Origin of the sequence: Nocardia sp. NPDC056100, assembly GCF_042266325.1 — a bacterium.
GTDB lineage: Bacteria > Actinomycetota > Actinomycetes > Mycobacteriales > Mycobacteriaceae > Nocardia.
This window is the reverse complement of sequence record NZ_JBHJVY010000003.1, coordinates 885,189-911,283: the sequence shown is the minus strand read 5'-3', so window position 1 is coordinate 911,283 and position 26,095 is coordinate 885,189. Positions and strand designations below refer to the sequence as shown.

At 66.7% G+C, this 26,095-nt stretch carries 26 protein-coding genes and 1 tRNA gene; 12 read left to right on the top strand and 15 right to left on the bottom strand.

The window, feature by feature from the left end:
- Nucleotides 1–36 precede the first annotated feature (36 nt).
- Entirely contained in the window at nt 37–552 is a 516-nt protein-coding gene (locus ACFC0O_RS26320; protein ID WP_364637524.1) for a phage holin family protein, read from the top strand.
- A gap of 32 nt (nt 553–584) precedes the next feature.
- Complete coding sequence (locus tag ACFC0O_RS26315; protein ID WP_375963839.1) at nt 585–1,529, top strand: alpha/beta fold hydrolase; 945 nt, start codon at nt 585–587, stop codon at nt 1,527–1,529.
- A 132-nt stretch (nt 1,530–1,661) separates the two neighbouring features.
- On the opposite strand, the gene ACFC0O_RS26310 is transcribed toward ACFC0O_RS26315, so the two are convergent.
- The 4 genes from ACFC0O_RS26310 to nth all read right to left on the bottom strand — a co-directional run bounded on the left by ACFC0O_RS26310 (nt 1,662) and on the right by nth (nt 5,260).
- Nucleotides 1,662–2,855, bottom strand: coding sequence for a MarP family serine protease (locus ACFC0O_RS26310; protein WP_375962231.1), 1,194 nt, complete (start codon nt 2,853–2,855; stop codon nt 1,662–1,664).
- Nucleotides 2,852–3,565, bottom strand: a complete 714-nt coding sequence (locus ACFC0O_RS26305; RefSeq protein ID WP_375962229.1) for an NUDIX hydrolase — start codon at nt 3,563–3,565, stop codon at nt 2,852–2,854. The genes ACFC0O_RS26310 and ACFC0O_RS26305 overlap by 4 nt, the downstream gene beginning before the upstream one ends.
- Nucleotides 3,566–3,629: 64 nt before the next feature.
- On the bottom strand, nt 3,630–4,193 hold the full coding sequence (locus tag ACFC0O_RS26300) for a TlpA family protein disulfide reductase (RefSeq protein WP_375962227.1): 564 nt from the start codon (nt 4,191–4,193) through the stop codon (nt 3,630–3,632).
- Nucleotides 4,194–4,483: 290 nt separating this feature from the next.
- Nucleotides 4,484–5,260 carry an endonuclease III gene (gene nth / locus ACFC0O_RS26295; RefSeq protein ID WP_375963837.1) on the bottom strand — a complete coding sequence of 259 codons (777 nt, stop codon included), beginning with the start codon at nt 5,258–5,260 and terminating at the stop codon, nt 4,484–4,486.
- A gap of 115 nt (nt 5,261–5,375) precedes the next feature.
- Here nth and ACFC0O_RS26290 point away from each other — a divergent pair, with 115 nt between their 5' ends.
- The gene (locus tag ACFC0O_RS26290; RefSeq protein ID WP_153802894.1) at nt 5,376–5,618 is read left to right on the top strand and encodes a hypothetical protein; all 243 of its coding nucleotides are present in this window, start codon (nt 5,376–5,378) and stop codon (nt 5,616–5,618) included.
- A gap of 272 nt (nt 5,619–5,890) precedes the next feature.
- On the top strand, nt 5,891–6,565 hold the full coding sequence (locus tag ACFC0O_RS26285; protein ID WP_019044571.1) for a Crp/Fnr family transcriptional regulator: 675 nt from the start codon (nt 5,891–5,893) through the stop codon (nt 6,563–6,565).
- A gap of 78 nt (nt 6,566–6,643) precedes the next feature.
- Here the strand turns inward: ACFC0O_RS26285 and ACFC0O_RS26280 are convergent, their stop codons facing one another.
- The 3 genes from ACFC0O_RS26280 to ACFC0O_RS26270 all read right to left on the bottom strand — a co-directional run bounded on the left by ACFC0O_RS26280 (nt 6,644) and on the right by ACFC0O_RS26270 (nt 8,167).
- Complete coding sequence (locus ACFC0O_RS26280) at nt 6,644–7,453, bottom strand: MBL fold metallo-hydrolase (protein WP_375962221.1); 810 nt, start codon at nt 7,451–7,453, stop codon at nt 6,644–6,646.
- 82 nt (nt 7,454–7,535) lie between these two features.
- Nucleotides 7,536–8,003 carry a RidA family protein gene (locus ACFC0O_RS26275; protein ID WP_364637516.1) on the bottom strand — a complete coding sequence of 156 codons (468 nt, stop codon included), beginning with the start codon at nt 8,001–8,003 and terminating at the stop codon, nt 7,536–7,538.
- Nucleotides 8,003–8,167 carry a DUF4177 domain-containing protein gene (locus ACFC0O_RS26270; protein ID WP_157535338.1) on the bottom strand — a complete coding sequence of 55 codons (165 nt, stop codon included), beginning with the start codon at nt 8,165–8,167 and terminating at the stop codon, nt 8,003–8,005. Before ACFC0O_RS26270 ends, ACFC0O_RS26275 begins: the two co-directional genes overlap by 1 nt.
- 171 nt (nt 8,168–8,338) lie before the next feature.
- On the opposite strand from ACFC0O_RS26270, the gene ACFC0O_RS26265 reads away from it, so the two are divergent.
- Both ACFC0O_RS26265 and ACFC0O_RS26260 read left to right on the top strand, forming a co-directional pair.
- Nucleotides 8,339–9,358, top strand: coding sequence for an ArsA-related P-loop ATPase (locus tag ACFC0O_RS26265; protein ID WP_375962217.1), 1,020 nt, complete (start codon nt 8,339–8,341; stop codon nt 9,356–9,358).
- Between the two features lie 2 nt (nt 9,359–9,360).
- Nucleotides 9,361–10,527 (top strand): ArsA family ATPase, encoded by a 1,167-nt coding sequence (locus tag ACFC0O_RS26260; RefSeq protein WP_375962214.1) that lies wholly within the window; start codon nt 9,361–9,363, stop codon nt 10,525–10,527.
- Between the two features lie 144 nt (nt 10,528–10,671).
- Here the strand turns inward: ACFC0O_RS26260 and ACFC0O_RS26255 are convergent, their stop codons facing one another.
- Nucleotides 10,672–10,995, bottom strand: a complete 324-nt coding sequence (locus ACFC0O_RS26255; RefSeq protein WP_067569470.1) for a WhiB family transcriptional regulator — start codon at nt 10,993–10,995, stop codon at nt 10,672–10,674.
- Between the two features lie 301 nt (nt 10,996–11,296).
- Between ACFC0O_RS26255 and ACFC0O_RS26250 the strand changes: the two genes are divergently transcribed.
- Nucleotides 11,297–13,660 carry a penicillin-binding protein gene (locus ACFC0O_RS26250; protein ID WP_375962212.1) on the top strand — a complete coding sequence of 788 codons (2,364 nt, stop codon included), beginning with the start codon at nt 11,297–11,299 and terminating at the stop codon, nt 13,658–13,660.
- Nucleotides 13,661–13,767: 107 nt separating this feature from the next.
- Here the strand turns inward: ACFC0O_RS26250 and ACFC0O_RS26245 are convergent, their stop codons facing one another.
- Nucleotides 13,768–14,232 carry a GatB/YqeY domain-containing protein gene (locus ACFC0O_RS26245; protein WP_375962209.1) on the bottom strand — a complete coding sequence of 155 codons (465 nt, stop codon included), beginning with the start codon at nt 14,230–14,232 and terminating at the stop codon, nt 13,768–13,770.
- A 69-nt stretch (nt 14,233–14,301) separates the two neighbouring features.
- On the opposite strand from ACFC0O_RS26245, the gene ACFC0O_RS26240 reads away from it, so the two are divergent.
- The 3 genes from ACFC0O_RS26240 (at nt 14,302) to ACFC0O_RS26230 (ending at nt 16,592) form a co-directional block, all read left to right on the top strand.
- Nucleotides 14,302–15,264 carry a metallophosphoesterase gene (locus tag ACFC0O_RS26240; RefSeq protein ID WP_364637505.1) on the top strand — a complete coding sequence of 321 codons (963 nt, stop codon included), beginning with the start codon at nt 14,302–14,304 and terminating at the stop codon, nt 15,262–15,264.
- Between the two features lie 52 nt (nt 15,265–15,316).
- Nucleotides 15,317–16,429, top strand: coding sequence for a hypothetical protein (locus tag ACFC0O_RS26235; RefSeq protein WP_375962207.1), 1,113 nt, complete (start codon nt 15,317–15,319; stop codon nt 16,427–16,429).
- 89 nt (nt 16,430–16,518) lie between these two features.
- Nucleotides 16,519–16,592, top strand: a tRNA-Pro gene (locus tag ACFC0O_RS26230).
- 82 nt (nt 16,593–16,674) lie between these two features.
- On the opposite strand, the gene ACFC0O_RS26225 is transcribed toward ACFC0O_RS26230, so the two are convergent.
- Nucleotides 16,675–17,535, bottom strand: coding sequence for a helix-turn-helix transcriptional regulator (locus ACFC0O_RS26225; protein WP_375962205.1), 861 nt, complete (start codon nt 17,533–17,535; stop codon nt 16,675–16,677).
- Nucleotides 17,536–17,675: 140 nt separating this feature from the next.
- On the opposite strand from ACFC0O_RS26225, the gene ACFC0O_RS26220 reads away from it, so the two are divergent.
- Nucleotides 17,676–18,287, top strand: coding sequence for a YbhB/YbcL family Raf kinase inhibitor-like protein (locus ACFC0O_RS26220; RefSeq protein WP_375962202.1), 612 nt, complete (start codon nt 17,676–17,678; stop codon nt 18,285–18,287).
- A 62-nt stretch (nt 18,288–18,349) separates the two neighbouring features.
- On the opposite strand, the gene ACFC0O_RS26215 is transcribed toward ACFC0O_RS26220, so the two are convergent.
- A complete protein-coding gene (locus ACFC0O_RS26215) occupies nt 18,350–19,939 on the bottom strand; it encodes a succinic semialdehyde dehydrogenase (protein ID WP_375962200.1) in 1,590 nt (529 codons plus the stop codon).
- A 125-nt stretch (nt 19,940–20,064) separates the two neighbouring features.
- Between ACFC0O_RS26215 and ACFC0O_RS26210 the strand changes: the two genes are divergently transcribed.
- A complete protein-coding gene (locus tag ACFC0O_RS26210; protein ID WP_375962198.1) occupies nt 20,065–20,886 on the top strand; it encodes a crotonase/enoyl-CoA hydratase family protein in 822 nt (273 codons plus the stop codon).
- A 32-nt stretch (nt 20,887–20,918) separates the two neighbouring features.
- On the opposite strand, the gene ACFC0O_RS26205 is transcribed toward ACFC0O_RS26210, so the two are convergent.
- The 4 genes from ACFC0O_RS26205 to ACFC0O_RS26190 form a co-directional block, all read right to left on the bottom strand.
- Complete coding sequence (locus ACFC0O_RS26205) at nt 20,919–22,700, bottom strand: ABC transporter ATP-binding protein (RefSeq protein WP_375962195.1); 1,782 nt, start codon at nt 22,698–22,700, stop codon at nt 20,919–20,921.
- Between the two features lie 211 nt (nt 22,701–22,911).
- Nucleotides 22,912–23,682: an SDR family oxidoreductase gene (locus ACFC0O_RS26200; RefSeq protein ID WP_364637491.1), complete on the bottom strand. Its 771-nt coding sequence runs from the start codon at nt 23,680–23,682 to the stop codon at nt 22,912–22,914.
- On the bottom strand, nt 23,679–24,389 hold the full coding sequence (locus ACFC0O_RS26195) for an acetoacetate decarboxylase family protein (protein ID WP_375962191.1): 711 nt from the start codon (nt 24,387–24,389) through the stop codon (nt 23,679–23,681). The genes ACFC0O_RS26200 and ACFC0O_RS26195 overlap by 4 nt, the downstream gene beginning before the upstream one ends.
- Nucleotides 24,390–24,485: 96 nt before the next feature.
- A complete protein-coding gene (locus ACFC0O_RS26190; protein ID WP_375962188.1) occupies nt 24,486–26,093 on the bottom strand; it encodes an acyl-CoA synthetase in 1,608 nt (535 codons plus the stop codon).
- Nucleotides 26,094–26,095 lie beyond the last annotated feature (2 nt).

The window sequence follows — 26,095 nt, the reverse complement described above, 5'->3', positions numbered from 1 at the left end:
CCGGGGAGTTCCGGGACATGGAGAAGGGTCGAGCAATTGAGCTTCACACAGGGCGGTAACGGGCGAAACGGGGACCGCACCCGCACCATCACCTCGATTCCGCTGTCCGATGTCGATACGCACGAATCGGCGACCATCGGCAGCCTGGTGCGTGACGCGACCGAACAGATGTCGACCCTGGTGCGCGCCGAAGTCGCGCTCGCCAAGGCCGAGGTGACCGGCGAGGTCAAGAAGGGCCTGCAGGGCAGCGTCTTCTTCATCGCGGCGCTGACCGTCCTGCTGTTCAGCTCCTTCTTCTTTTTCTTCTTCCTCGCCGAACTGCTGGACGTGTGGGTGTACCGCTGGCTGGCGTTCCTCATCGTCTTCCTGCTGATGATCGTGGCGACGGCGGCGCTGGCGCTGTTCGGCTATCTCAAGGTGCGCAAACTGCGCGCGCCGGAGAAGACCATCGAATCGCTCAAGGAAGTGAAGACGGTGCTGCCCAGCGGTTTCAGCGGCTCCGGTGAGCATTCGGCGGACGCCGGCGCGGGTCTCGGCAAGCCGCGGCTGTAGACCGTCGATTAGTCTCCTTCGGCGTGTCGTCGATATCGCCCCCCGATCCGTCCGCTGTCCGTTACGACGGACCGTGGACCCATCGGGATGTGCACGCCAACGGCATTCGCTTCCACGTGGTCGAGGCGATGCCCGCGGGCGGCGTGGTCTTCGCGGATCCGGAAACGCCGCTGGTGGTGCTGCTGCACGGCTTCGGTGACTTCTGGTGGTCGTGGCGGCATCAACTGACCGCGCTGTCCGAACTGGGTTATCGCGCGGTCGCGATGGATCTGCGCGGCTACGGCGACAGCGATAAACCACCGCGCGGCTATGACGGCTGGACGCTCGCCGGTGATATCGCCGGACTCATTCGCGCGCTCGGGCATACCGAGGCCACGCTCGTCGGCCACGCCGAGGGCGGGCTGGTGTGCTGGGCGACCGCGGTGCTGCAACCGCGCGTGGTGCGCGCCATCGGACTGGTGAGCTCACCGCATCCGGCGGCGCTCAAGAGTTCCATCCTGCGCGACAGCAAGCAGCGCGCCACCTGGCTGCCGAACTTCCTGCGCTATCAGATCCCGCGCTACGCGGAGAACCTCATCACCGCCGACAACGGGGCCGAGATCGAACGCCTGCTGCGCCAGCACGCCGGTGAACACTGGTCCGCCACACCGGAATTCGCGGACACCGCGGAACGCATGCGCACCGCCATCCGGATTCCGGGCGCGGCGCACTGTGCGCTGGAATACCAGCGCTGGGCCTTCCGCAGCCAATGGCGGCCCGACGGTGCGCGATTCATGGAAACCATGCGCGAACCGATCGACATCCCCGTGCTGTCCATGCACGGCGACCGTGACCGCTACATCCTGACCAGCACCATTCGGCGCGGCCAGGAATTCTCCCCGCAGCGCCGCGTCATCACCATCCCGGACGCGGGACACTATGCGCACCAGGAGAATCCGGCGGCCGTAACCGCCGAGCTCGCCAAACTCCTGGCCTGACAAACCCTCGTCATCCCGGCATGTTTTCGGCCGAGATCCGCGCGACCGGTGTGGATCCCGGCCAAAAGCGCGCCGGGATGACGAAGGCGAGCCGCGCCGGGGTGGCCGGGGCGGCTCGCCTGCTGTCCGGGCTCAGCTCAGGACGCAGCTGCCGGTGCCGACCGGGGTCGAATCTCCGGCCGCGCCATTCACTTCCGGGCGCACCTCGTCCAGGGTCAGCACGTAGCCGGTGTCGTCGTCGGTGACGGCGGCACCGAAGACCACGCCGAGGATATTGCCGTCGGTGTCGACCAGCGGGCCGCCGGAGTTACCCGCGCGAACCTGACCGCGCACCGTGTACACCTCGCGCTGCACATTGTTGTCGCGATAGATGTTGGGGCCCTTGAGATCCAGGGTCTCGCGGACACGTGCGGCGCTGGCCGTGTAGCGGCCGCCGCCCGGGTAGCCGAGCACGATCGCGGATTCACCGGAGTTGGCGGCCTTGGGGGCCAACGGGATCACCGGCGCGTTCAGACCGGGCACCGCCAGAACCGCGATGTCCTTGGAGGAGTCGAACAGCACGACCTGCGCCTCCATCGACCCGCGCGCGGTGTCCACACTCACCGTGCTGGTGCCCGCGACCACGTGCGCGTTCGTCATGACACGCTCGGGTGCGACCACGAAGCCCGAACCCTCCAGCTGCCGTTGGCAACTCGGCGCGATACCGCGAATGCGCAGCACGCTCGACTGCAGCGATTGCGCCACCGGCAATTGCAGCACGCTGGCGTCCGGCGGCTCCACGGCCGCGATCGGGACGCGCCCGAACGGTCCGATGACGTCCGGCAGCCCGGAAGTATTGAGCAGGTTGGAGAATTCGTTCGGCACCCGCCGCAGCCAATCCGGCGCGACATGGTCCACATTCACCAGGACCTGAGAGTTCTTGACCGCGGCCGCGATTCCCGGCTGCGACGAGTTCGCCAGCGGCAGCGCCAGCAGCCAGGCCGTGGCCAGCACCGCCGCCATCTGCAGGCCCGCGCCGACCACGCTGTCCACGCTGCGGGTGAACGGATCGCGCATACCGCTGCGCGCGGCCCGGCCCAGCACCATGCCCGCCACCTCGCCGACGATCACCAGGGCCACGATCAGCAAGACGCCGACCAGCACCCGGGATCGCCCCTCGCTGAGGTGGATCAGAATGTGCGGGGCGATCAGAATGCCCGCGACCGCACCCAGAACCACGCCTAGGAAAGCCAGCGCGGACGCGACCGCACCCTGCCGCCACCCGGAGGTGGCGGCCAGCAGCGCCAGAATCAAGATGCCGAGGTCGAGCCAGGCCGAAGAACTCATAACGTCATCCCAACCGCCGCCAAAGAGGCCTGCAGATCACGCACATCGTGATGGTCCCATTCATGTTCCCAACCGGAGACCGCGAGCAGTCCGGCCAGTACTCCCCCGGTGAAGCCCCACACCAGCATGCCGTCGACGGTGAACGCCGGACCCATATAGCCGAGTGGATGCCGCACCACGAATCTGTTCGCCGGATCGATGAGGTCCGCGACCGGCACCCGCACCACGCGGGTCGCCTCGTTCTCGCTGACCACGCCGACCTCGCCCGGGGTGCGCCAGTACGCGACCACCGGCGTCACATCGAAGCGCGACGGCGGCACGAAGATCTTGGGCAGCACGGCGATCGGCTCGACGCCCGCCGGATCCAGGCCGGTCTCCTCCTGGGCTTCGCGCAGCGCGGTGCCGATGGGACCGTCGTCGCCGGGTTCCACCCCGCCGCCCGGGAACGCCACCTGACCGCTGTGCGTGCGCATGGTCGCCGCGCGCTGGGTGAGCAGCACATCGGCGTCGGCGGGCAAGCCGCCCAATGCGTTCGGATCGGCCGTCTCGTCACCGCTGAAGAGCACCAGCACGGCGGCCTCGCGCGCCCGCATGGCGGCCGAAGCCAGTCGCTTCAGGATCGGATTCATGCCGGTCGGATCGGCCGGATCGTGGTCGGCCACCCCGCGCAGCCACTCCGGAATGGAGCCCGTAGGCACCTCGAGTCTCATGCCCACGCTCCAAGATCGACCACCACACCAGCAACCACCAAGCCGCACAAGCTATTTCGCCACCTCACGCCCGCACCCCGAGCTCAGCCGCGACGGTATCGGCGATGTCATCGACGCTCTTGAACGGGCGCACAACGAGTTTGGCGATCGAGCCATCCGCGCGCAACAGGACGGAGATCGGCAATACCGCGGGCGCGCCGACGGCGGTGCGCACCTTGGTATCCGGATCCTCCACCCCGGGCAGATGAATCCCGAGCCCGGTCAACCGCGCCAACCCCTTGGCCGTACCCGGATCACTGTGCACCGTCAGCACCGTGATCGACGCCGACGCCCGATCCGAGAACTGTTGCAGCAGCGGCAGTTCCTCCGCACACGGCCCACACCAGTACGCCCACAGATTCAGCAGCGCGGGCTTCCCCGCCAGCGCTGCGGTCAAATCCATGGGGCTGCCATTGGAGAGGCAGTTCAAAGTCAGTCCACGCAGCGGACTGTCGGCAACCGGAGCCCCCGACGGAGCAGGACAGTCGACCAGCGCGGCCCGCGCCCGCTCACTCGCGGAAACCGGCTTGCCGCCGGGCGCGGCAGTACCACCGGCCGAACCCCCACCGGAGCTGGAGCACGACGCCACAGCCAACACCAAAGCCGCGAACACAGCGATCAATCCGACCCGCCGCCGAATTCCATCGCGGCCGAGCCTATTGCGACCGGCCCGGACCCGTTCGCGCACCGGCGCAGTGGCGCCACCGACCGAACCAATGCCGGAGGCGTCGGTCAGTCCAACTCCTCGAACCGGTCCGGTCCGCCGAATTCCGGTGCGGTCGGCGGAGTCCCGCGGCGCGGCGGAGGTCGAATGGCCGTGTTCGCCCGCGGTGTCGTGCGACCGTGGGTGTGCGGTGTGCTCGGGTGGAGCCGCAGGGCTCACAGCCCCACCAGTTCCAGCAGGTGCTCGGTTTCCGGGCCTTTGACCAGGGCGGCGGCGACGGCCGGATCGGTGGGGCCGGTGCCGTACGAAGGGCAGTCCTTGGCGAGGATGCAGGCGCCGCACGCCGGTTTGCGGGCGTGGCAGACGCGACGGCCGTGGAAGATGACGCGGTGCGAGAGCATCGTCCACTCTTTGCGTTCGATGAGCGCGCCGACGATGTGCTCGACCTTCACCGGATCTTCTTCGTCCGTCCACCCCCAGCGCCGGACCAGCCGGCCGAAGTGGGTGTCGACGGTGATCCCCGGGACGCCGAAGGCATTGCCGAGGATGACGTTCGCGGTCTTGCGGCCGATGCCGGGCAGCTCCACCAGCTGGTTCAGCGTATGCGGGAGTTCGCCGTCATAGCGTTCGACCAGCGCCTGACCCAACCCCATCAGCGAGCTGGTCTTGTTGCGGTAGAAGCCGGTCGGCCGGATGAACTCCTCCAGCTCGGCCCGATTCGCTTCCGCGTAATCGCGGGCGCTGCGGTACTTGGCGAACAACGCGGGTGTGGTCAGGTTCACTCTGACGTCCGTGCACTGCGCGGAAAGGATTGTGGCCACGGCCAATTCGAGGGGCGTGGTGAAGTCGAGTTCGCAGTGTGCGTCCGGAAAGGCCAGCGCGAGCGTGCGATTCATCCGGCGGGCGCGACGCACCAGGCCGGTGGGGGTTTCCTTGGCGCGCGACTTCGCTTTCCCGCCGACGGGCGCAGCTGCGCCGAGGGCGGGAGTCACCTGGCTGGATGTCGAGACACGCACGCGTCCACCTTACGTAACCTGTAAGCCCCATCAACCGGGCTGCGCACCCGCCGTGTTCCATCTGAGACCTTCGCCGTGTTTACTCCTCCCTATGCAAGGACTCGCTGTGGTGCTGTTTCCGATAGCGCTGATGCTGTTCGCATTGGTGATGGAACGTGTCGAGAACCGGCTTCGCAAGCTGCTCGAGCCCGATCCGGAGGTGCAGCAGTACCTGGATCGAGCCACGAATGCCGAGGTCAGTGACCTCACCAAACTGGGATTGCCCGCTGCGGCGGCGCGTCCGCGGCGCGCCCGGCCCGCGGCCAAGGGTCTGGATGTGGCGCAGGCCAGCTGAGCCGACGCGCTCCGCTTTTGACCGATCTGCCGTTTTTCGGCCGGTCGAGAGCATTTTCCGATCTTCATGGGTGAGCTCGACGGCGTGTCGCTAGAGTTGAACTTTGCGTGTCGCGAGATCGACGGTGCGTGTCGTGTAATCGGACTCCGCGTGTCGGAGAATGACCCCGCCGCGTGGTGTCTATCACTACCCGGACGTATTGCAAAGTAGACTGCACTGTCGGCCGAATGCTTCGGTCCAGAACAGAGCCATTTCCCATAAGGAGCACATTCGTGGACGAGGCCCTCGCCAGAGCAGGCATCTTCCAAGGCGTCGAGCCCACCGCGGTGGCCGCCCTCGCCAAACAACTTCAGCCCGTGGACTTTCCGCGCGGTCATGTCATCTTCAACGAGGGTGAACCGGGAGACCGGCTCTACATCATCACCTCCGGCAAGGTGAAGATCGGCCGACGTTCCCCCGATGGTCGCGAGAACCTGCTGACGATCATGGGCCCGTCGGACATGTTCGGCGAGCTGTCCATCTTCGATCCGGGCCCGCGCACCTCGACGGCCACCACCGTCACCGAGGTCCGCGCGGTCACCATGGATCGGGACGCCCTCAAGGCCTGGATCGATCAGCGCCCGGAGATCGCCGAGCAGTTGCTGCGGGTGCTCGCCCGTCGTCTGCGCCGGACCAACAACAACCTGGCCGACCTCATCTTCACCGATGTGCCCGGTCGTGTCGCCAAGGCGCTGCTGCAGCTCGCACAGCGCTTCGGCACCCAGGAAGCGGGCGCGCTGCGCGTGACCCACGACCTGACCCAGGAGGAGATCGCCCAGCTGGTCGGCGCCTCTCGCGAAACCGTGAACAAGGCCCTGGCCGACTTCGCGCACCGCGGCTGGCTGCGGCTCGAGGGCAAGAGCGTGCTCATCTCCGACTCGGAGCGCCTGGCCCGCCGCGCGCGGTAGTCACAGCGACACTCAGGGAACAGAGACTCGTAGGGACCGGGTCGCCACGAAAGTGACGACCCGGTCCCTTCGTGCGTATCAGCCCTCGGCGCGAATGTACGCGAGCTGGGCCTGCACCGAACTGTGCGCGGCGGGCCAGAGCCGCTTGTCCACGTCGGCGTAGACCTTCGCGACGATCTGCAGCGCCTTCGCGTTGGGGCCCAGCTCTGCCAGGGCCGCCCGCACCTGATTCAGGCGCTCCTCGCGATGCTTGATGTAGAAATCGATGACCGGCAGGGCATCCGGATGATCCGGGCCGTGCGCGGGCAGCAGCACCCGCGCGGGGGCCGCCTCGGCCAGCCGCTTCAGCGAGTTCAGGTAGTCGGCGAGCGCACCGTCGCGGGATTCGAGAACCGTGGTCCCGGTACCCAATACGGTGTCGCCGGTGAGCAGCGCGGCATCCCCGTCGTCCGGGCCGTCCACCAGGAAACTCACCGAATCCTCGGTATGCCCGGGGGTTGCCAGCACCGTGATGCGGAGCCCGGCCGCCTCGATGACCTCACCGTCGGCGAGCACCGCGGTCGACCCGTGCAGGAATTGGGAGTCCTTGGCGCGCACCGGGGTTCCGGTGGCCTTCACCAGGCGGTCGATACCGCCGGTGTGATCGGCGTGATGATGCGTGATCAGCGTCAGCGCGATCCTGCCGCCGGTCTCGCGCACCAGCGCCTCGGTGTGCTTGCGGTCCTTGGGACCCGGGTCCACCAGCACATAGTCGGTGCTGCCCGGAGCACGCAGCAGCCAGGTGTTGGTGCCCTGCAAGGTCATTCCGCTGGGATTGTCGGCCAGCACCACACCGGCGGACGGAGTCACTTGCCGCAGTTGTTCATACGCGGGATGAGTGAGGGTCATATTTCTGTCCTAACCCAGGGAGTGCGGCGGGTCCAGGGTTGGACGCACCACACTTCCCACGTCTCCTCGAACGGGCAAGCGCTCAGCGCACTTCGGCGATGAGTTCCACTTCCACGGGGGTGTTCTTCGGGAGTTCGGAGACGCCGACGGCCGAGCGCGCGTGCACGCCCGCATCGCCGAAGACCTCGCCGAGGAAGTTCGACGCACCGTTGATGACGACCGGCTGATCGGAGTAGCCGGGGGCCGAGGCGACGAAGCCGACGACCTTCACGATGCGCACCACATTGTCGAGCCCGACCAGATCATGCACGGCCGCAAGCGCATTGAGCGCACACAGCTGAGCGGCCTCGGCGGCCTGTTCGGTGGAGACCTCCGCGCCGACCTTGCCGGTGACGGTGAGCTGCCCGTCCACGAACGGCAGCTGGCCGGAGGTGTAGACGAGGTTCCCGGTCCGGATGGCCGGAATGTACGAGGCCACGGGCGCGGCCACGGCGGGCACGGTGACGCCCAGCTTCTCCAGGTTTTCCGCCCACGCGGTGGCGGCGGTCATCAGTTCTTGGGTCGCTTCAGGTAGGCGACGTGCTGCTCACCGGTCGGCCCGGGCAGTACCGAGACGAGCTCCCAGCCGTCGGACCCCCACTGGTCGAGGATTGCCTTGGTGGCGTGCGTCAACAGCGGCACGGTCGCGTACTCCCACGCGGTCACATCACTCATGGTCGTGAGATTAGCCCCGGTCCCGGCCGTCCCATACCTCGGACCCTGCTCTGGCACATTCGATATCAGGAAATCGAGAATTCCAGAGTGGTGTATCAGACAGTTGGTGTCACTTGTGGGCATGAACCAGGAACGGGTTATAGGCTCGCGAGCGTGGGAGTACCGATAGCAGTGCCCGTTTCGGTTGAGCCGGGGGTCGAAGCAGGTTGGCCGGAGCGGGCGGACAAGGCCCGCCTGCACTACGTATCCGGGAAGGGCGGCACCGGGAAGTCCACGGTCGCGGCCGCACTGGCGCTCGCGCTCGCGGCGGGGGGCCGCCGCGTGCTGCTGGTCGAGGTCGAGGGCAGACAGTCCATCGCCCAACTCTTCGATCTGCCGCCGTTGCCGCCCACCGAGACTCGCATCGCCACCGCCGAGGGCGGCGGTGAGGTGCTGGCCCTCGCGCTGGATGTCGAGCACGCCTTCCTCGAATACCTGGACATGTTCTACAACCTGGGTTTCGCGGGCCGGGCCATGCGCCGGGTGGGTGCGATCGAATTCGTCACCACCATCGCGCCGGGCCTGCGGGACGTGATCCTGACCGGCAAGATCAAGGAATGCGCGGTGCGCGTCGACAAGTCGGGTAAACCGGCCTATGACGAAATCGTCATCGACGCGCCGCCGACCGGCCGGATCGCCAGCTTCCTGGACGTCACCCAGGCCATGGCCGAGATCGCCGGCGGCGGTCCGATCGCCTCGCAGGCCGAGGGCGTCTCCAAACTGCTGCATTCGCCGCAGACCATGATCCACCTGGTCACGCTGCTGGAGGCGCTGCCGGTGCAGGAGACCGCGGACGCGGTCGCCGAACTCACCGCCAATGACCTGAATATCGGCACCGTCATCGTGAACCGGGCCAATCAGGGCTATCTGCCGCGCGCACTGCGGGAGAAGGCCGCCGCGGGCGAACTCGATACCGACGCGCTGCGCGCCGGACTCGCCGAAGCCGGAATCACCTTGTCCGAGGCCGACTTCCAAGGCCTGGTCGCCGAGACCGTGGAGCATTCCGCCCGCCTGCACGCGCAGGACGAGAGCGCCGAGGAATTGGCGCAGGTGGACATCTCGCGGCTGTACCTGCCGTCGCTGGCCGACGGTATGGATCTGGGCGGGCTGTACGAGCTGGCCGAAGTATTGAGCGCGCAGGGAGTCCGCTGACCATGATCGTTCCGGCCAATACCGTCCCCCTGGACATTTCGAAGATGCTCGCCGATCCGACCTCGCGCATCGTGGTGTGCTGCGGTTCCGGCGGCGTCGGCAAGACCACCACCGCCGCGGCCATCGCGCTGCGTGCCGCCGAGGCGGGCCGCAAGGTCGTCGTGCTGACCATCGACCCGGCACGCCGGCTCGCGCAATCACTGGGCGTCAGCGATCTCGGAAACACCCCGCAGAAGGTCGAATTGGGCGAGGGCGTCAAGGGCGAGCTCTACGCCATGATGCTGAATATGCGCCGCACCTTCGATGACATGGTGCTCGAGCACACCAGTCCGGAGAAGGCCGAGCAGATCTTCGCCAATCCGATCTATCAGACCGTGGCGTCCTCGTTCGGCGGCACATCCGAGTACATGGCAATGGAGAAGCTCGGGCAGCTGGCGAGCAAACGTGAGTGGGACCTGATCGTGGTCGACACACCGCCCTCGCGGAACGCCCTGGACTTCCTCGACGCGCCCAAGCGTCTCGGCAATTTTTTGAACGGCAAGATGATCCGCGTGATCATGGCGCCGGGCCGTGGCGTCGGCAAACTGGTCGCGGGTGCCATGAGCCTGGCACTGCGTGGCGTGTCCACGATCGTCGGCGGACAGCTGCTCAAGGACGCCTCGGTGTTCCTCCAGTCGCTGGAGTCCATGTTCGGCGGATTCCAGGATCGCGCGGATCGCACCTACGCCATGCTGTCCCGGCCGGGCACGCATTTCATCGTGGTGGCGGCGGCCGAACCGGACGCGCTGCGGGAGGCGTCGTTCTTCGTGGACCGGTTGTCCACGGACAAGATGCCTTTGGCGGGGCTGGTGCTCAATCGCACGCACCCCGTACTGAGTTCGCTCTCGGCCGAGCAGGCACAGGTCGCGGCGGACAAGCTGGCCCCCGCGACGGCGGTGAACGGCGAATCCGAGACCCCGGCCGCGCTGGCGGCCGCCGTACTGCGGATTCACGCGCAGCGGGCGGTGACGGCGAAGCGGGAACAGCATCTGCTGCACCGGTTCACGGGCGCGCACCCGCGGGTGCCGATCGCGGCGGTGACGGCCCTGCCGTTCGAGGTCGCCGATCTCGAGGCATTGCGAGCGGTCGGCGATCAGCTGGCCGAGGCGGGAGCCGCCCGAACCGCCTGACGCATATGCGCCAGCGTTGGCGCGACTGCGCAACCCCCCTGAATTACGACGGAGGATTTGCCTGTTCTGCCCGTTCCGACCCCAGACACGGACCGAGCCCGCATCAGCGGGCTCGGTCCGTTCTGCCTATGGGAATACGGCTGATTACATGGCTACTTTCTGCGTACGCTGGACACGGAAGAAGTCCGCCCAGGAGGTCACCTCGGGATGCTGCTTCAGCAGCGCGCGACGCTGCCGTTCGGTCATGCCGCCCCACACACCGAACTCGACCCGGTTGTCCAGGGCGTCCGCCCCGCATTCCATCAGCACCGGGCAGTGCCGGCAGATGGTTGCCGCCTTGCGCTGGGCAGCGCCGCGCACGAACAACTGGTCGGGATCCACTTCCTTGCATCGGGCCTGGGAAACCCAGGCGATCCTTGCTTCGGCCTGCTCCACGTCCAATCGAGCTATCGGGGTAGTCATGTGCATTTAAGTGCCCCTTTGCAGTCCGAACACCGGGTCACGGCGCTCCAGAATCGCGTGTGCAGCGCGCAGATACCCAACCCCACTGCGAACTGCACCACATTCCACTTTGAGTGTTAGCTCTATCACACTGGGTTCTCAATCTAGATAGTGGTGTAGCGCTCGCGCAAGACCGTCCTGAGATTTTCTGGTACGTCCGTCCATGCATTCGTTGCCTAAAACCGGCCAGTCGGCATCTTTGAGACGAATGGACACCCCGTGCCCGGGCGAGCGCCAAGCACCGGAAAGGGCAATTAGGCTAGGGGCCGTGCCGATCACACGAACGCTCGCGAGACTGGCCGGCAGCTGCGTCCTGGCCGCCGTTCTCCTCGCCGGGCTGCTGTTCCCACTCGCCGGCGGCTTCGGCTATATCTCCAACCGAGCCGCCGACGCCGTAGACAACGTCTCCGCCGAACTGGTGGAAGGCGCGGTCCCGGCGGTGTCGACCATGGTCGACGCCAACGGGCAGCCGTTCGCGTGGCTGTACGAGCAGCGCCGATTCGAGGTCCCCAGCGACAAGATCTCCAACGACATGAAGCTCTCGCTCGTGTCCGTCGAGGACAAACGCTTCGCCGAACACGGTGGCGTGGACTGGCAGGGCACCTTCCGTGCCTTCCTGACCAACACCAGCGGCGGCGAAGTGCAGCAGGGTGGTTCGACCATCGACCAGCAGTATGTGAAGAACTATCTGCTGCTCGTGGTCGCCAAGACCGACGCCGAACGCCGCGCCGCCATCGAGACCACGCCCGCCCGCAAGATCCGCGAGATCCGCATGGCGATGACGCTGGACAAGCAGCTCACCAAGGACGAGATCCTCACCCGCTACCTGAACCTGGTTCCGTTCGGCAATTCGTCGTACGGCATCCAGGACGCCGCGCAGACCTACTTCGGCGTGGACGCCAAGGATCTGAACATCGTGCAGTCCGCCATGCTGGCGGGCATGGTGCAGTCCAGCTCCAAGCTGAACCCGTACACCAACCCCGCGGGCGTGCTCGAGCGCCGGAACACCGTGCTGGACACGCTCATCGCGAATATCCCCAGCCGGGCCGACGAGTTCCGCAAGGCCAAGACCGATCCGCTGGGCGTGCTGCCCGAGCCCAAGGGGCTGCCGCGCGGCTGCATCGCGGCCAATGATCGCGGGTTCTTCTGCGATTACGCGCTGCAGTACCTGGCCAATGCCGGGATCAGCCGCGATCAGATCGACAAGGGCGGCTACCTGATTCGCACCACCCTCGATCCGGATGTGCAGAACTCGACCAAGGCGTCGGTGACCGCGAACGCCGATCCGAATCTGGACGACATCGCCTCGGTGATGAATGTGGTTGCCCCGGGACAGGATTCGCATCCGCTGCTGGCGATGGCGTCGAGCCGCACCTACGGACTGGACGGCAATGCGCATCAAACCGTGCAGCCGCAGCCGTATTCGCTGGTCGGTGACGGCGCGGGCTCGATTTTCAAGATCTTCACCACGGCCGCGGCGATGGAGAAGGGGCTCGGCATCAGCGCACAGCTGGACGTCCCCGCGAACTTCCAGGCCAAGGGCATGGGTAACAGTGGCACGCCGGGCTGCCCGGCCGAGACGTATTGCGTGAAGAACGCCGGTGCCTACAAGTCGCCGATGTCGGTGACCGAGGCGCTGGCGACCTCACCGAATACCGCCTTCGTCAAGCTGATCCAGGCCGTCGGCGTCACGCCGACGGTGGATATGGCCGTGCGCCTCGGCATGCGCTCGTACGCGCAGCCGGGAACCTCCGGGCATGGGAATCAGAGCCTGGCGGACATGGTGAAGGATCAGAACCTCGGTTCCTTCACCCTGGGCCCGGTCGGCGTGAACGCGCTGGAGCTGTCGAATGTGGCCGCGACACTGGCCTCCAGTGGTCGCTGGTGCCCGCCCACCCCCATCAAGGAGGTGCTGGACCGCAGCGGTAAGCCGGTGCCGCTCACGCAGCAGGCGTGCGAGCAGGTGGTCGATCCGGGTCTGGCCAATACGCTCGCCAACGCGCTGAGCCATGACGTGGTCAGCGGTACCGGTGCCGGTGCCGCCGGATCGGTCGGCTGGAACTTCCCGCTGTCCGCCAAGACGGGAACCACCGAAACGCACCGCTCCTCGGCCTTCCTGGCGTTCAGCGGCTCGTTCGCGGGTTCGGCGTACATCTACGGTGACAGCCCCACTCCGGGGGAGATCTGCTCGTACCCGCTGCGCAATTGCGGCAGCGGAAACCTGTACGGCGGTAATGAACCGGCGCGGACCTGGCTGGGCGCGATGAAGAACGTGCTCGGCAAGTTCCCGCCGCTGAGTCTGCCGCCGCTGGATGACAAGTACGTGCGCGGCTCGAATAATTCGCAGATTCCGGATGTGATCGGCCAGAACCAGGCCGAGGCGACCGGCAATCTGATCGCCGCCGGATTCCAGGTATCGGTGACCTCCACGCCCGGCGCGAACAAGGGCACGGTCATGAGCATCTCGCCGGATGGTTCGGCCATCCCCGGCTCGGTGATCACGATCTACGTCAGCGACGGCACCCAGCATCCGCTGCCGTCCGCCGCTCCCCCGCCATCCCTCCCGGGGATCCAGTTGCCGGGCCTCCCGCAACTTCCCCCGATCCCCATCCCCATCCCGATCCCCCGCTAGCGCGGGAACTACGAGACGGGAACTACGCGATCACTCCCGCCTCCAGCGGAACGCAAGGGCCCCTCGCCGGTATCGGCGAGGGGCCCTGATGCTTTCGCGTATCGCGGTCAGAGGCGGGCTTTGACCGCCGCGGAGACGCGGGTGCCGTCGGCGCGCCCGGCGGCGAGGGCGGTGGCGACCTTCATGACCTGGCCCATCTGGCGCATGCCGGGGCGTTCGCCGAGTTGTTCGGCGACGTCGGCGATGGCGGTGTCGGCGATATCGGCCACCTCGGCGTCGGTGAGCGGGGTGGGCAGGTACTCCTCGATGATCTGTTCCTCGGCGCGCTCGGTGGCGGCGAGTTCTCCGCGCCCGGCCTGCTCGTAGACCACGGCGGACTCATTGCGCTTCTTCGCCTCCTTGGACAGGACGGCGATCACCTCGGCATCGGTGAGTTCCTTCGCCTCCTTGCCGGCGACCTCGGCGGTCTGCACGGCGGCGAGCAGCATGCGCACGGTGTTGAGGCGCAGCGTGTCCTTGGCCTTCATGGCGGTGGTGAGATCCGCGCGCAGCTTCGATTTGAGTTCCGACATGGCCGCCACGGTACCGTTCATCACCCGCGAGGCTCGACGCATTTTCAACGGGTCGCCTATTCTGGGCGAATGCCCGTAATCTCGACCGTCGCCCTTCGCCGTACCGCTCTGGGAGCCGCAGGGGCCGCCGTCGCCGGAGTCGGATACGCCACGCTGATCGAGCGCAACGCCTTCACGCTGCGTGAGGCGACGCTGCCGGTGCTGGCGCCGGGTAAACCCTCGCTCCGGGTGCTGCACATCTCCGACCTGCACATGATGCCGGGTCAGCAGTTGAAACAGGCGTGGTTGCGGGAGCTGGATCGGCTGGAGCCGGATCTGGTGGTGAACACCGGCGACAACCTCTCGCATATGAAGTCGGTGCCCGCGGTGGTGCAGGCGCTGGGCGGGTTGCTGGGTCGTCCCGGCATTTTCGTGTTCGGTTCGAACGACTATTTCGCGCCGGTGCCGAAGAATCCGCTGAAGTACTTCAAGAAGGATCACAAGCGCGTTTTCGGTGATCCGCTGCCGTGGCAGGATCTGCGCGCGGCGTTCACCGAGCGCGGCTGGCTGGATCTGACGCATGTGCGCCGCGATATCGAGGTCGCCGGGGTGAAGATCTCCACCGCCGGTGTGGATGATCCGCATCTGAAGCGGGATCGCTACGACACCGTGGCGGGTGCCCCGAATCCGTTGGCGGACTTGAGCATCGGGCTCACGCATTCGCCGGAGCCGCGGGTGCTGGATCGTTTCGCCGGTGACGGTTACGACCTGATCATGGCGGGTCACACCCATGGCGGTCAGCTGTGCGTTCCGGGTTTCGGTGCGCTGGTGACCAATTGCGGTATCGACCGTTCGCGGGTGAAGGGTCCGTCGCAGTGGGGTTCGCATACGCGGTTGCACGTGTCGGCCGGGCTGGGCACGTCGCCGTGGGCGCCGTACCGGTTCTGCTGCCGTCCGGAGGCCACGCTGGTGACTCTGGTCGGCGCGCCGCCCAAGCAGCCGGTGGCGGAGTCGGGTCGCGGGCGCACCACCTCGGAGGCTGTCGCGCGATAGACCCGTTCCGCGATATACAACGCGGTATGTAGTCGTCAGTCAGGGGTGAGCCGTGGCCAGTGGTAATGAACCGAACGAGGATCCGACAACGAAGGGTCCGGATCCGGACTGGTGGCAGGGCGCGCCCGCCGCTGATTCGCCGTGGCAGTCGCATCCGGCGCAGCCGCAGCAGCCCGCACCGAATTACGGTGTGGGCCAGTCGGATCCGACGGTGCATCAGCCGTGGGGGCAGCAGCCGCCTCCGACCGCGCCGTTCACGGGCGGGCAGCCGTATCAGAGCGCCCCGAATCCGTATCAGAGCGCGCCGAGTCAGCCGTATCAGCAAGCGCCGTATCAGTCCGGGCCGAGTCCGTATCAGCAGCCACCGCCGCAGCCGCCCTACGGTCCGCCCGGTTACGGTCAGCAACCTCCCGGCGGCGGTAAGGGCAAAGGCTGGTTGTTCGCCGGTATCGGCGCGCTGGTGCTGGTGATCATCGGCGCGGTGGTCACCGTGGTGCTGGTGAACCGCGGCTCGAATGATCCTTCGGCACACGGGAATACGACGCCGTCGTTGATCAGCGCGCTCACCACGACCCCGTCCGGCAACAAGCCGAGCACCTCCCCCAAGCCCACCAGCGCCCCGAAGACGTCCACCCCGGCCCCGGTTATCCCCGGCTACCAGGTGGTGACGATCACGGAAAACGGTGCGGCATACGACATTCCGAAGGATTGGAAGCTGGACCGCACCGGTCAGACCAGCTTCAACAGCGGCGGTGATTCCGTTCCGATCGCGGGCCTGGCGCAGGACGGCGTCGACTACTGCCCGAACTACGTCCGCACCAACGTATTCCTCAGTCAGTCAACGGAAACCGATCCCGCCAAGGCCGCCGCCGATATCTCGACCCGCATGGCCAAGATCGGCTGGTCGACCTCCACGGGTTCCACCCCCGGCGCCTCGGAACCCTTCAGCAACACCGATAACCAACTCCAGGGCGTGTACCTGGAGACGAAGGGCAACGCCCCGCCCCCGGCGTCCGGCTGCGCCTCCACCTACTCCATCTACACCTTCGCCTTCCCCGGCGACAACGGCGCGTTCGTCTTCACCATCGCCGCCGACACCGGCGTGGCCAACTCCGTGGACGCCACCCTGGCCAAGAAAATCCTGGCCACGATCCGCCCCCTCTAACCCCCCTCCCCCAACCACATTTACCCCCTCTGACCACCCGATTTATCATCCGGCCCACCCATCGGCTAAGCTACTCCACGTTCACATCACGGGGTGTGGCGCAGCTTGGTAGCGCGCTTCGTTCGGGACGAAGAGGTCGCAGGTTCAAATCCTGTCACCCCGACGTGTTGGTTGAGACACAGGAAAGGCCCTGACTTCGGTCGGGGCCTTTTCGCTGTTTCGGGGTCGGTTCGCGGCTGTTCCAGTCAGCCTGCGGCGGGGTGCAGGGGGTGGGTGCCGAGGCGGTGGGCTCGGGCGGTGATGAGGGTGCGTAATGCGGCCGCTGTGAAGGCATTTGCGGGGGTGAGGACGAAGAGGCGGTGGGCGGAGGTGTCGGGGGCCACCAGCGTGTCGTAGTCGAGGGTGAGGGTGCCTTCGGTGGGGTGCTGGAAGCGTTTGCGGCCGTGATGGCGTTCCTGGACGGTGTGGTCGTTCCACCAGGTGGCGAAATCGGGGCTGGCGGTGCGCAATTCGGTGATGAGGTCGTGCAGACGGGGGTCTTCGGGGTTGCGGGCCAGGTTGAGGCGGAGGTCGCCGACGGTTTCGCGGGCGACCTTGGGCCAGTCGAGCTGGGTGGCCCGGGTGGGTTCGTCCAGGAAGATGAGGCGGGCGATATTGACGCCGGGGAGGAAGTCTTCGCCGAAAAGGGCTGCGGCCGCGGCGTTTCGGGAGAGGACATCGCCTCGGAAGTCCATGGCGTAGGCGGGCAGCAGCGGCATCCCGTCGAGGATCGCCCGCATGGAGGCGCTCAGCGGGGCCTGGGCGCGCTGCGGCGGGGGCTGGGAGCCTCGGGCTATCAGGTGCAGGTGGGAGCGTTCGGAGTCGTTCAGTTGCAGGGCCGCGGCGATGGCGTCCAGGACGGCGGCTCCGGGGGTTACGGCACGACCCTGTTCCAGGCGGATGTACCAGTCGATGCTGACGGCGGCGAGTTCGGCGACCTCTTGGCGGCGCAGGCCGGGGGTGCGGCGTGTGCCGGTGCCGGGCAGGCCCGCGGCCTCGGGCGTCAGTCGTTCTCGCATTGCGCGCAGGAAGGAGCCCAACTCGACTCCGGATTCCGCTCTGTCCACCGGACCATCATGGCGCAGAGCGTTGAGCACGGGCGATCGGGTGGTACGCGGGATACCAGGATGCGGACGGCCTTCTCCGTGATCTCACTATCCAAGATGCTTGTCTCAGAAGTTGAAACAACGGATCTTGGAGGATCGTCATGAACAACATCGCGCGAATCGCGTCCGCCGCCATCGTCGCCTCCGGTCTGCTGAGTGTGGCGGCATGTGGATCTGACAGCGAGCCTGCTCCGGCGGCACCGCCCACCGCCGCAGGAGTCACGGTGCGGAGTGTGGCTCCGGCGGGGGCCGCGACGTTCGAGGTGAGCAGTCCGGACGTGAAGGATGGAACGTTCGGGGCGGATAACTTCGCGGGAGCGTTCGGCTGCACCGCGGCCAACCACTCGCCTCGCGTGCGATGGTCGGGTGCTCCGGCGAACGCGAAGAGCTTCGCGGTCACCATGTTCGATCCGGACGCGCCGACCGGCAGCGGCTTCTGGCACTGGGTCAACTGGGATATCGCCCCCACCGCAACGGAATTCGGCACCGGCGTGACCGCCGTGACCGGAACCAACGATGCGGGCGCACCCGAGTACCTGGGCCCCTGCCCGCCGAGCGGCGATAAGGCGCACACCTACCGAATCACGGTGCTGGCCTTGGACGTTCCGAAAATGGATCTGCCCGCCGCCACTCCCCCGGCGGTCGCCTCGTTCTCGATGAGCAGCCACGTCATCGGCATCGGCCAGCTGTCGGTCAGTGCCCAGCGCCCCTGAACCACGAATACGCGACGACCCCCGGCCCATCAGGGTCGGGGGTCGTTGTCCTACAGGCGTTTTCAGCCCAGGTGCAGCTTCTTCATGAGCCGCAGCGTCATGAGGGTGCTCTTGAGCTGCTTCTCGTAGGGCATGCCCGCGCGGGCGGCGAGGATCTGCTTCTTCTGCACGCCGACATTGATGGTGTCGGTGTACTTGAGGATGCCCGCCGCACCGTGCCGGGTGCCCACGCCGGAGCTCTTGACGCCGCCGGACGGGGTGCCCTTGGCGGCGTAGGTGGTGACGAAGCCGTCGTTGATATTGATGGCTCCGGCTTCGAGCTTCTCGGCGATGCGCCCGGCGCGGGTGAAATCGCCCGCCCAGACGCTGGCGTTGAGGCCGTAGTCGGTGTCGTTGGCCAGGCGGATGGCCTCCTCGTCGCTGCCGAACTTGTAGATGGCCACGACGGGTCCGAAGGTTTCCTTGGTGGCGAGTTCCATATCCTTGGTGACGCCGGTGAGGATGGTGGGCTCGTAGAACGCGGGCCCGATGTCCGGGCGGGGCTTGCCGCCGGTCACCACGGTCGCGCCCTTCTCGCGAGCCTCTTCGACGTGCGCGGACACCCGCTGCATGTGCTCGACCGAGACGAGCGAACCGATCTCCGGGTCGAAGTCGTAGGTGGCTCCGGCTTTCGCGCCCAATTCCTCTGCGGCCGTGACGAATCGACGCACGAACTCGTCGTAGACGCGCTCCTGCACGTAGATGCGCTCGATGTGCATGCACGCCTGGCCGGTGTTGCCGAAGACGGCGAAGGTGGCGCTGGGAATGCATTCGTCGAGGTTGACGTCGTCGAGGACGATCATCGGGTTCTTGCCGCCGAGTTCGAGCGAACAGCCGATGAGGTTGTTGCCCGCCTGTGCGCCGATGGTGCGCCCGGTGTTGGTGGAGCCGGTGAACATGACGAAGTCGACGTTGTCGATGATGGCCGGGCCGATATCGGGCCCGCCGCCGCACACCACCTGGACGAGTCCGCGCGGCAGTCCCGCCTTGTGCAGCAGTTCGATGCCGAACAGCGTGCACAGCGCGGTCTTGTTGTCCGGCTTGAGGATCAGCCCGTTGCCCGCCATGAGCGCGGGGGCGGAGTCGGACATGGAGATGGCGAACGGGAAGTTCCACGGCGCGATGACCGCGACGACGCCCTTGGGGCGGTGTTCTTCGGTGGAGCTGGTGATGACCGGCATGGGTCCGCTGCGCTTCTTGGAGCGCAGGGTCTTCTCGGCGGTCTTGAGGTAGTGCGCGATGACCATCGGGGTGTCGCAGGCTTCTTCGATGGCCATGCGGCGGGCCTTGCCGCAGCCGATCTGGATGAGGTCGGCGATGGTCTCGATCTCGGTGAGGATCAGCTCGTGCGCGCGCTCGAACACTTCGAGGCGCTGCTTGAGCGGGCGGCGTGCCCACTCGACCTGGGCGGCGCGTGCGATGGCGACGGCGGCCTCGACGTCTTCGGGCGAGGACTGCGGCAGCTTGCCGACCACGTCACCGGTGTAGACCTCGATCATGTCGAAGGGTTCGCGGACCTCGCCCGCGGTGCCCGCGGTCACCATGCCGGTGAGCCGGTTGATCAAGGATTCCGTTACCCGGGGCGGCAGCTTGCTCTGCGTACTCGTACTCATGGCATATCTCCCATAACTTGCCGCCCGTGACGGCGGTCACCACGATCCAAACTAGAACACGTTATTGTTCAAGACAACGGCGCGGGGTAGTTTCGTCCCCGAATCTGCGGAAAGAAAGGTCGGCGATGACGACAGCCACCACTGAAACAAGTAGCAATACCGAGCCTCATGCTCTCGTGGAGAAGCGTGGCGGCACGCTGATCGTCACCATGAATCGCCCCACCGCCAAGAACGCGCTCACCGGCGAGATGCTGAGCATCATGACCGAGGCGTGGGAGCGGGTGGACAGTGATCCGGAGATCCGCTGCTGCATCCTGACCGGTGCGGGTGGCGCGTTCTGCGCGGGCGCGGACCTCAAGGCCATGTCCAAGCGTAACCCGAGTGACGGCATGGGCGAGGGCTCCGCGTTCGACCCGACCCGGATGCCGGGACTGCTCAAGGGCTACCGCCTGAGCAAGCCGCTGATCGCCGCGGTCGAGGGTCCGGCCATCGCGGGCGGCACCGAGATCCTGCAGGGCACCGATATCCGCATCGCCGGTGAGAGCGCCAAATTCGGTGTCTCCGAGGCGAAGTGGAGCCTGTTCCCGATGGGCGGGTCGGCGGTGCGACTGCCGCGCCAGATCCCGTACACGGTGGCGGCGGAGCTGCTGCTGACCGGCCGGCACATCACCGCGGCGGAGGCGTTGCAGCACGGGCTGATCGGGCATGTGGTGCCGGACGGGACCGCGCTGGACAAGGCGCTGGAGATCGCCGAGTTGATCAATAACAATGGGCCGCTTGCGGTTCAGGCGATCCTGAAGGTCATTCGCGATACCGAGGGCCTGCACGAGGAGGAAGCCTTCAAGATCGACGCGAAGGTCGGCCTGCCGGTCTTCCGCAGCGAGGACGCGAAGGAGGGCCCGCGCGCCTTCGCCGAGAAGCGCAAGCCCAACTTCCAAGGCAAGTAAGGAGGTTGGGGGCCGCGGCCCCCAACCTCCGCTTACCGGGCGATCAATTCTTCGCCGAGGAAGCCACCCGATTGATGCCGCCACAGTTGCGCGTACGTTCCTTCCGCGCGCAGCAGCTGCTCATGGGTGCCGGACTCGACGATCCGCCCGTGATCGAGCACCACGAGCCGGTCCATACCGGCGACGGTGCTCAAACGGTGCGCGACCACCAGCGCCGTACGCCCCTCCATCAGCTCCCAGAGTGCCTGCTGCACAAGCTTTTCGCTCTCGGAGTCGAGGGCGCTGGTGGCTTCGTCCAGCAGCAGGATGGGTGCGTCGCGCAGGATGGCGCGCGCGAGCGCGACCCGCTGCCGCTGTCCGCCCGAGAGTTTCACGCCGCGTTCGCCGAGCAGGGTTTCCATGCCCTGCGGTAGCGCGTCGGCGAATTCGGTGACGTGCGCGGCTTTCGCGGCGCGCAGGATCTCCTCGTCGGTGGCCTCGGGCCGGGCGAAGCGGATGTTCTCCCGCAGTGTGCGGTGGAACATGGCCGGATCCTGCGGCACGTAGGCGAGCTGGCTGCGCAGATCGCTCTGCTTCAGCTTCGAGATGTCCTGTCCGCCAATGCGAATCACGCCCTCATCGACATCCATCAGGCGCAGCAGCAACTGGGTGAGCGTGGTCTTGCCGCCGCCGGAGCGCCCGACCAGACCCAGTTTGGATCCGGCGGGCACGTCGAGGTCGAGCCCGGTGAACAGCGGCCTCGCCCCCGCGTGCGTGAAGTGCACGCCGTCGAAGCGCACATCGGAACCCTTGGGCCGCAGGACTTCCGGCTCGGGGTTGTCCACAACGGTGGGCGGCGTGCGCAGCAGTTCGGTGAACTGGGCGGCCTCTGTGAATGTGCTCTCCAGCCGCCGGTAGATCTGGTTGAACCGGAACATGATCCCGGTCGCGTTCCAGTAGTAGGTGAACGCCACCATGATCGCGGTGACCGAGGCGTGCCCGCCGCTGAGCCCGAGCACGATGAGCAGGCCCGCGACATTGGTGACGACCACCAGCGGCGTCACCACGGTGTCGATGCGCAGGTTGGCGTAATCCCAGGACAGCAGGGACTTTCGCCGCTGATCGAGCACCCGCCGCCGATGCTCCTCGGCTTCCTGTCGTTCGGCCGCGAAGGCCCGCACCACCTGCATATTGGCCAGGCTGTCGGCCACATGCCCGGACACCAGCGCGATGGACGCCTCGCGATCGTCGACCAGCGCCTGTCGCCGTTGGATCAGGGGCGCGATCACCAGCGCGGTGAACAGGATCATGCCGATCAACACCACCACCAGCATGGGGTCGTAGCGCCACAGCACGATCGCCGCGAACCCCAAAGGCAGTAGGGCGGAGAAGATTTCGAATGCGAAGGTGTCGACGAACTGCTCGAATCGGGTGGCGAAGCTCAGGGCCCGCTTGGTGAGCGATCCGGCGAAGTTGTTGTGGAAGAACGCCGCGTCCTTGGCCAGCAGTTCGTCCATGGCGATCACGTACAGGCTTTCGATACCGTAGGCGTCGAGCCGGTTGAGGCAGTGGATTCCGATGCGCCACAGCACTTCCGACAGCACGATCACCCCGGCGAAGGCCGCGACCAGCGGCCCGACCGTGGACAGGCTGGAATCGCCGGTGCTTGCGACCCGGCCGATCAGGATCGCGACCAGTAGTGGCGCGATGTAACTCTGGCAGACGCTGCCCAGGGCAGGGCCCAGCATTCCGCCGGTGGTCAATAGTTTTCGCCGGGCCATTTCCCGGCCGTAATATCGCAGAACCAGTTTTATCGCGGGCGCGCGCGAGCTCATCCGTCCCCTTCTCGAATGGTTTCCGAGCAGTGCAGAAGAGCTATCGTGCCGCGCGGGGGCGGGTTCCGGCCAGCGATTATTCGCCGGCCGATTGCGGTGGAGGGGCTGCTTCGTCACAGGGAAGAAGAGGCGCTGGGCGATCGCAGAGCCCCGATCGCCCAGCGCCGAGTGCGGTCACCGGTCGGAGCACGAGCCGGTTTCCGCGCGACGGTTAATCCGTCGGCTTCACGGTGCGGCCCACTATCCGGCGCATGACGCCGGGCAGGAATCGCCGCATCAGGTAGAAGGGGTACGCCTGTCCGGGGAATACGAACAGCGGACTCTTGGGCTTGGCCAAGGCTTTTTCGAGCGCGTCGATGACGCCTTCGGGGCTCATGCCGCCGGTGCCGGCGAGCACCGATTCGTTCTCTTCGCGGACCTTGTCCAGGAAGGCGGTCTCCACCATGGGCGGGCACAGTCCGAGCAGCCGGACGCCGCTGTCCTGGAGTTCGTAGGCAAGGCTGTCGATGAAGCCGATGACCGCGAATTTGGAGGCGGAGTAGCCCGCCATACCGGGTGAGGGCAGCCAGCCCGCGACGGAGGCGAAGAGTACGACGGTCCCGGTCCGGGTCTGTTTCATGGCCGGGATGACGGCCTGGCACAGATTGACGGTACCGATGTAGTTGACGTCGATCATCCGGCGGATCTGCGCCACATCATGATTCAGCGCGGAGGCGTGCACGTGGCACATGCCTGCGGCGTGCACCAGCCGGTCGATGGGCCCGAGTTCGCCGCGCACCTTCTCCACCACCGCGTGCACCTGTGCGGTGTCGGAGACATCGCAGGTGTAGGTGGCCATATTCGGTGAGCGCCTTGCGGTTTCGGCCAGTCCGTCGGCGTTCAGGTCGACGGCCGCGACCTTCCAGCCCGCCGCGGCGAGCCGCTGCGCGACGATGCGGCCCATTCCGCTGGCCGCGCCGGTGACGAGTGCGGTCTGGGTCATCGGGCCTCCCGGGTCGGCAGTACGGTGGTGGCATCGGCGAAAGTCATTGCGAGCGAACCGATCCGGCTGCCGAACAGCGCGCCCCTGGGCAGGCCGAGGGCGCGCAGCTGCTGTGAGATCGGATGATTGCCGAGTTCGACGCGCACGCCGCCGGGCCGTCCGCGCACGGCGCTCGGGTTCATCACCCACGGTGTCCGGCGCAGCGTCCCATTGCGGTGGGTGTAGGCGTCGATGGACGCCCCGCCCGCGCCGCCGGGCATGGGCAGCCCGCCTGAGACCCGCATGCTGACGACGAATTCGCCGTCCACGCGCACATCGCACAGGTGTCCGCCGCGCACCGGCATGATGTCGATATCGGCCATCAGTTTGGGGAAGCCCCAAATCGATTGTCCCGCTTCGCAGGTGAAGCTCTGATTGACCGGCAGCCAGTGGATGTAGGCCCCGGTGCTGTCCTTGCGCCCGGGCTGGCGGGCCATGAGCGAGAAGGCGAATTCGTGGTACGGCCCGAGATCGCCGTCGACGTATCGCACGAAGGCGAGCGAGAGGATCGCCCTGCCCAGCACGGTGACCGGTTCCAGTCCGGCCGGTGCGAGCAGTTCGCGCGCCGCCGCGGTATCGGCGAAGAACAGTGCGGACGCGGCGTCGGCATGTCTGATCTCGACCGGCATGCGAACCTGTTCACCGAGCACGGTGTGCGCCTCTGCCATGTCAGAATTAGAACAGGTTCCTGTGATATTCGCCATCGATTCGGCCAAGGTATCTCGCTGATCGGACCCTGACGTGGCATTCGCTTCCATAACCGGTTATCGCACCTCGTGCGCGGGCTCGGCCGCCGCGGCGTGCGCTTTGGCCCAGCGATAGTCGGGTTTCCCGCTGGGTGTCCGTGCCACGGTCTCGACCACCCAGATGCGCCGGGGCAGTTTGTATCCGGCGAGATGCGACCGCACATGCTCCTCCAGACCCGGGAAATCGATTCCGGCCGGAGCCGACACCACCGCGCCGACCAATTGCCCCCAGCGCTCGTGCGCGATACCGATCACAACGGCGTCGTACACCGATTCGTGTGCCTTGACCACGGCTTCCACCTCTTCGGGGAAGACCTTCTCACCGCCGGTGTTGATGACCATGTTCCCGCGTCCGATGAGCGTGATGGCCCCGTCGGCTTCGACCCGCGCCCGATCGTCGGTGATGACCATGCGCTGCCCGTCCACCGTGCGGAACAGCCTGTCGGTCTTGACCGGATCCTTGTAGTAGCCGATCGGCACATTGCCGGTCTTGGCCAGCCAGCCCTCGCCGCCCGGCGCGACCGGTTGCCCGTCCTCGTCGACCACCACCGCGCCGCGCCCGGTGTTCACCCGTGGCCCGCGTCCCGGATCATCATCCTTCTGCGCGAAACCGATTCCGCCGAAGCCGGTTTCGGACGACCCGATGGATTCGGTGACCAGCGTGTTCGGAAATAGTTCCAGCAGTTCGTTTTTCACCGGCTGGGTCAACTGGGCCGCGCCGGAGCCGATGGAGAACACCGAGGCGGCGTCCACGGGTGCGGCCCGGTAGGCGTCGATGAGCGGCCGGGCGATGGCGTCACCGGTGATGACCAGGATATTCGGCTGCTCCCGTGCCACGGTCTGCCAGATGCGCGCCGGATCGAAGCGGGGTTCGAACAGCACGGTGTTCCCGGACCAGAGCGCGGTGAAGGTGGGCATCATGGCGGCGGCGTGGATCAGCGGCGGTAGTACGAACCAGCGCAGCGGCTGTTCCAGTGCCGCACCGGCGCGGGATTGCTGATATTCGTCGGCGACCGGTTCCCCGGTGTAGAAGTCGATGCCGCCGCCGAGGACGCGCCACATGTCCTCCTGCCGCCACATGACGCCCTTGGGGAGTCCGGTGGTGCCGCCGGTGTACATGATGAACAGGTCGTCGGCGCTGCGCTCGTCGAAATCCCTTTTCGGGGACGAGTTTTCGAGCGCGTCCTCATAGGACATGGAGGCGGTGGGCAGCCCGTCGCCGCCCTGATCGTCCTCCACCACGAGACTGTGCCGCAGTTTCGGCAGCTGCGGCCGCACCGCCTCCAGCAGCGGTGCGTAGCAGCGATGGTGCACAACCATTTCCAGGTCGGCGTTGTCGTAGACGTAGCGCAGTTCCTCGGCCTGATACCGGTAGTTGATATTGACCGGCACCGCGCGAATCTTGAAGCAGCCCAGCAGCGTTTCCAGGGTTTCGATGCTGTTGTGCATATGGAAGCCGATATGGGTGCCGGGTCCGGCCCCGGCGGCGGCGAAGTGATGCGACAGGCGGTTGGCGCGCTCATCGAGTTCGGCGAAGGTGAGCCGCCGTTCGCCCTCGATGACGGCGAGCCGGTCGGGTACCGCGTCGGCGGAGTGTTCGTAGAGGTCGGCGAAGTTGCGGGCCATGG

Excerpts from the sequence above, each read along its gene's own strand:
- ACFC0O_RS26310 (WP_375962231.1), bottom strand. The coding sequence starts at position 2,855 with ATGAGTTCTTCGGCCTGGCTCGACCTCGGCATCTTGATTCTGGCGCTG.
- ACFC0O_RS26305 (WP_375962229.1), bottom strand. The coding sequence starts at position 3,565 with ATGAGACTCGAGGTGCCTACGGGCTCCATTCCGGAGTGGCTGCGCGGG.
- ACFC0O_RS26290 (WP_153802894.1), top strand. The coding sequence starts at position 5,376 with ATGCAAGGACTCGCTGTGGTGCTGTTTCCGATAGCGCTGATGCTGTTC.
- ACFC0O_RS26280 (WP_375962221.1), bottom strand. The coding sequence starts at position 7,453 with ATGACCCTCACTCATCCCGCGTATGAACAACTGCGGCAAGTGACTCCG.
- ACFC0O_RS26275 (WP_364637516.1), bottom strand. The coding sequence starts at position 8,003 with ATGACCGCCGCCACCGCGTGGGCGGAAAACCTGGAGAAGCTGGGCGTC.
- ACFC0O_RS26270 (WP_157535338.1), bottom strand. The coding sequence starts at position 8,167 with ATGAGTGATGTGACCGCGTGGGAGTACGCGACCGTGCCGCTGTTGACG.
- ACFC0O_RS26260 (WP_375962214.1), top strand. The coding sequence starts at position 9,361 with ATGATCGTTCCGGCCAATACCGTCCCCCTGGACATTTCGAAGATGCTC.
- ACFC0O_RS26255 (WP_067569470.1), bottom strand. The coding sequence starts at position 10,995 with ATGCACATGACTACCCCGATAGCTCGATTGGACGTGGAGCAGGCCGAA.
- ACFC0O_RS26245 (WP_375962209.1), bottom strand. The coding sequence starts at position 14,232 with ATGTCGGAACTCAAATCGAAGCTGCGCGCGGATCTCACCACCGCCATG.
- ACFC0O_RS26240 (WP_364637505.1), top strand. The coding sequence starts at position 14,302 with ATGCCCGTAATCTCGACCGTCGCCCTTCGCCGTACCGCTCTGGGAGCC.
- ACFC0O_RS26220 (WP_375962202.1), top strand. The coding sequence starts at position 17,676 with ATGAACAACATCGCGCGAATCGCGTCCGCCGCCATCGTCGCCTCCGGT.
- ACFC0O_RS26215 (WP_375962200.1), bottom strand. The coding sequence starts at position 19,939 with ATGAGTACGAGTACGCAGAGCAAGCTGCCGCCCCGGGTAACGGAATCC.
- ACFC0O_RS26210 (WP_375962198.1), top strand. The coding sequence starts at position 20,065 with ATGACGACAGCCACCACTGAAACAAGTAGCAATACCGAGCCTCATGCT.
- ACFC0O_RS26205 (WP_375962195.1), bottom strand. The coding sequence starts at position 22,700 with ATGAGCTCGCGCGCGCCCGCGATAAAACTGGTTCTGCGATATTACGGC.
- ACFC0O_RS26200 (WP_364637491.1), bottom strand. The coding sequence starts at position 23,682 with ATGACCCAGACCGCACTCGTCACCGGCGCGGCCAGCGGAATGGGCCGC.
- ACFC0O_RS26195 (WP_375962191.1), bottom strand. The coding sequence starts at position 24,389 with ATGGCAGAGGCGCACACCGTGCTCGGTGAACAGGTTCGCATGCCGGTC.
- ACFC0O_RS26190 (WP_375962188.1), bottom strand. The coding sequence starts at position 26,093 with ATGGCCCGCAACTTCGCCGACCTCTACGAACACTCCGCCGACGCGGTA.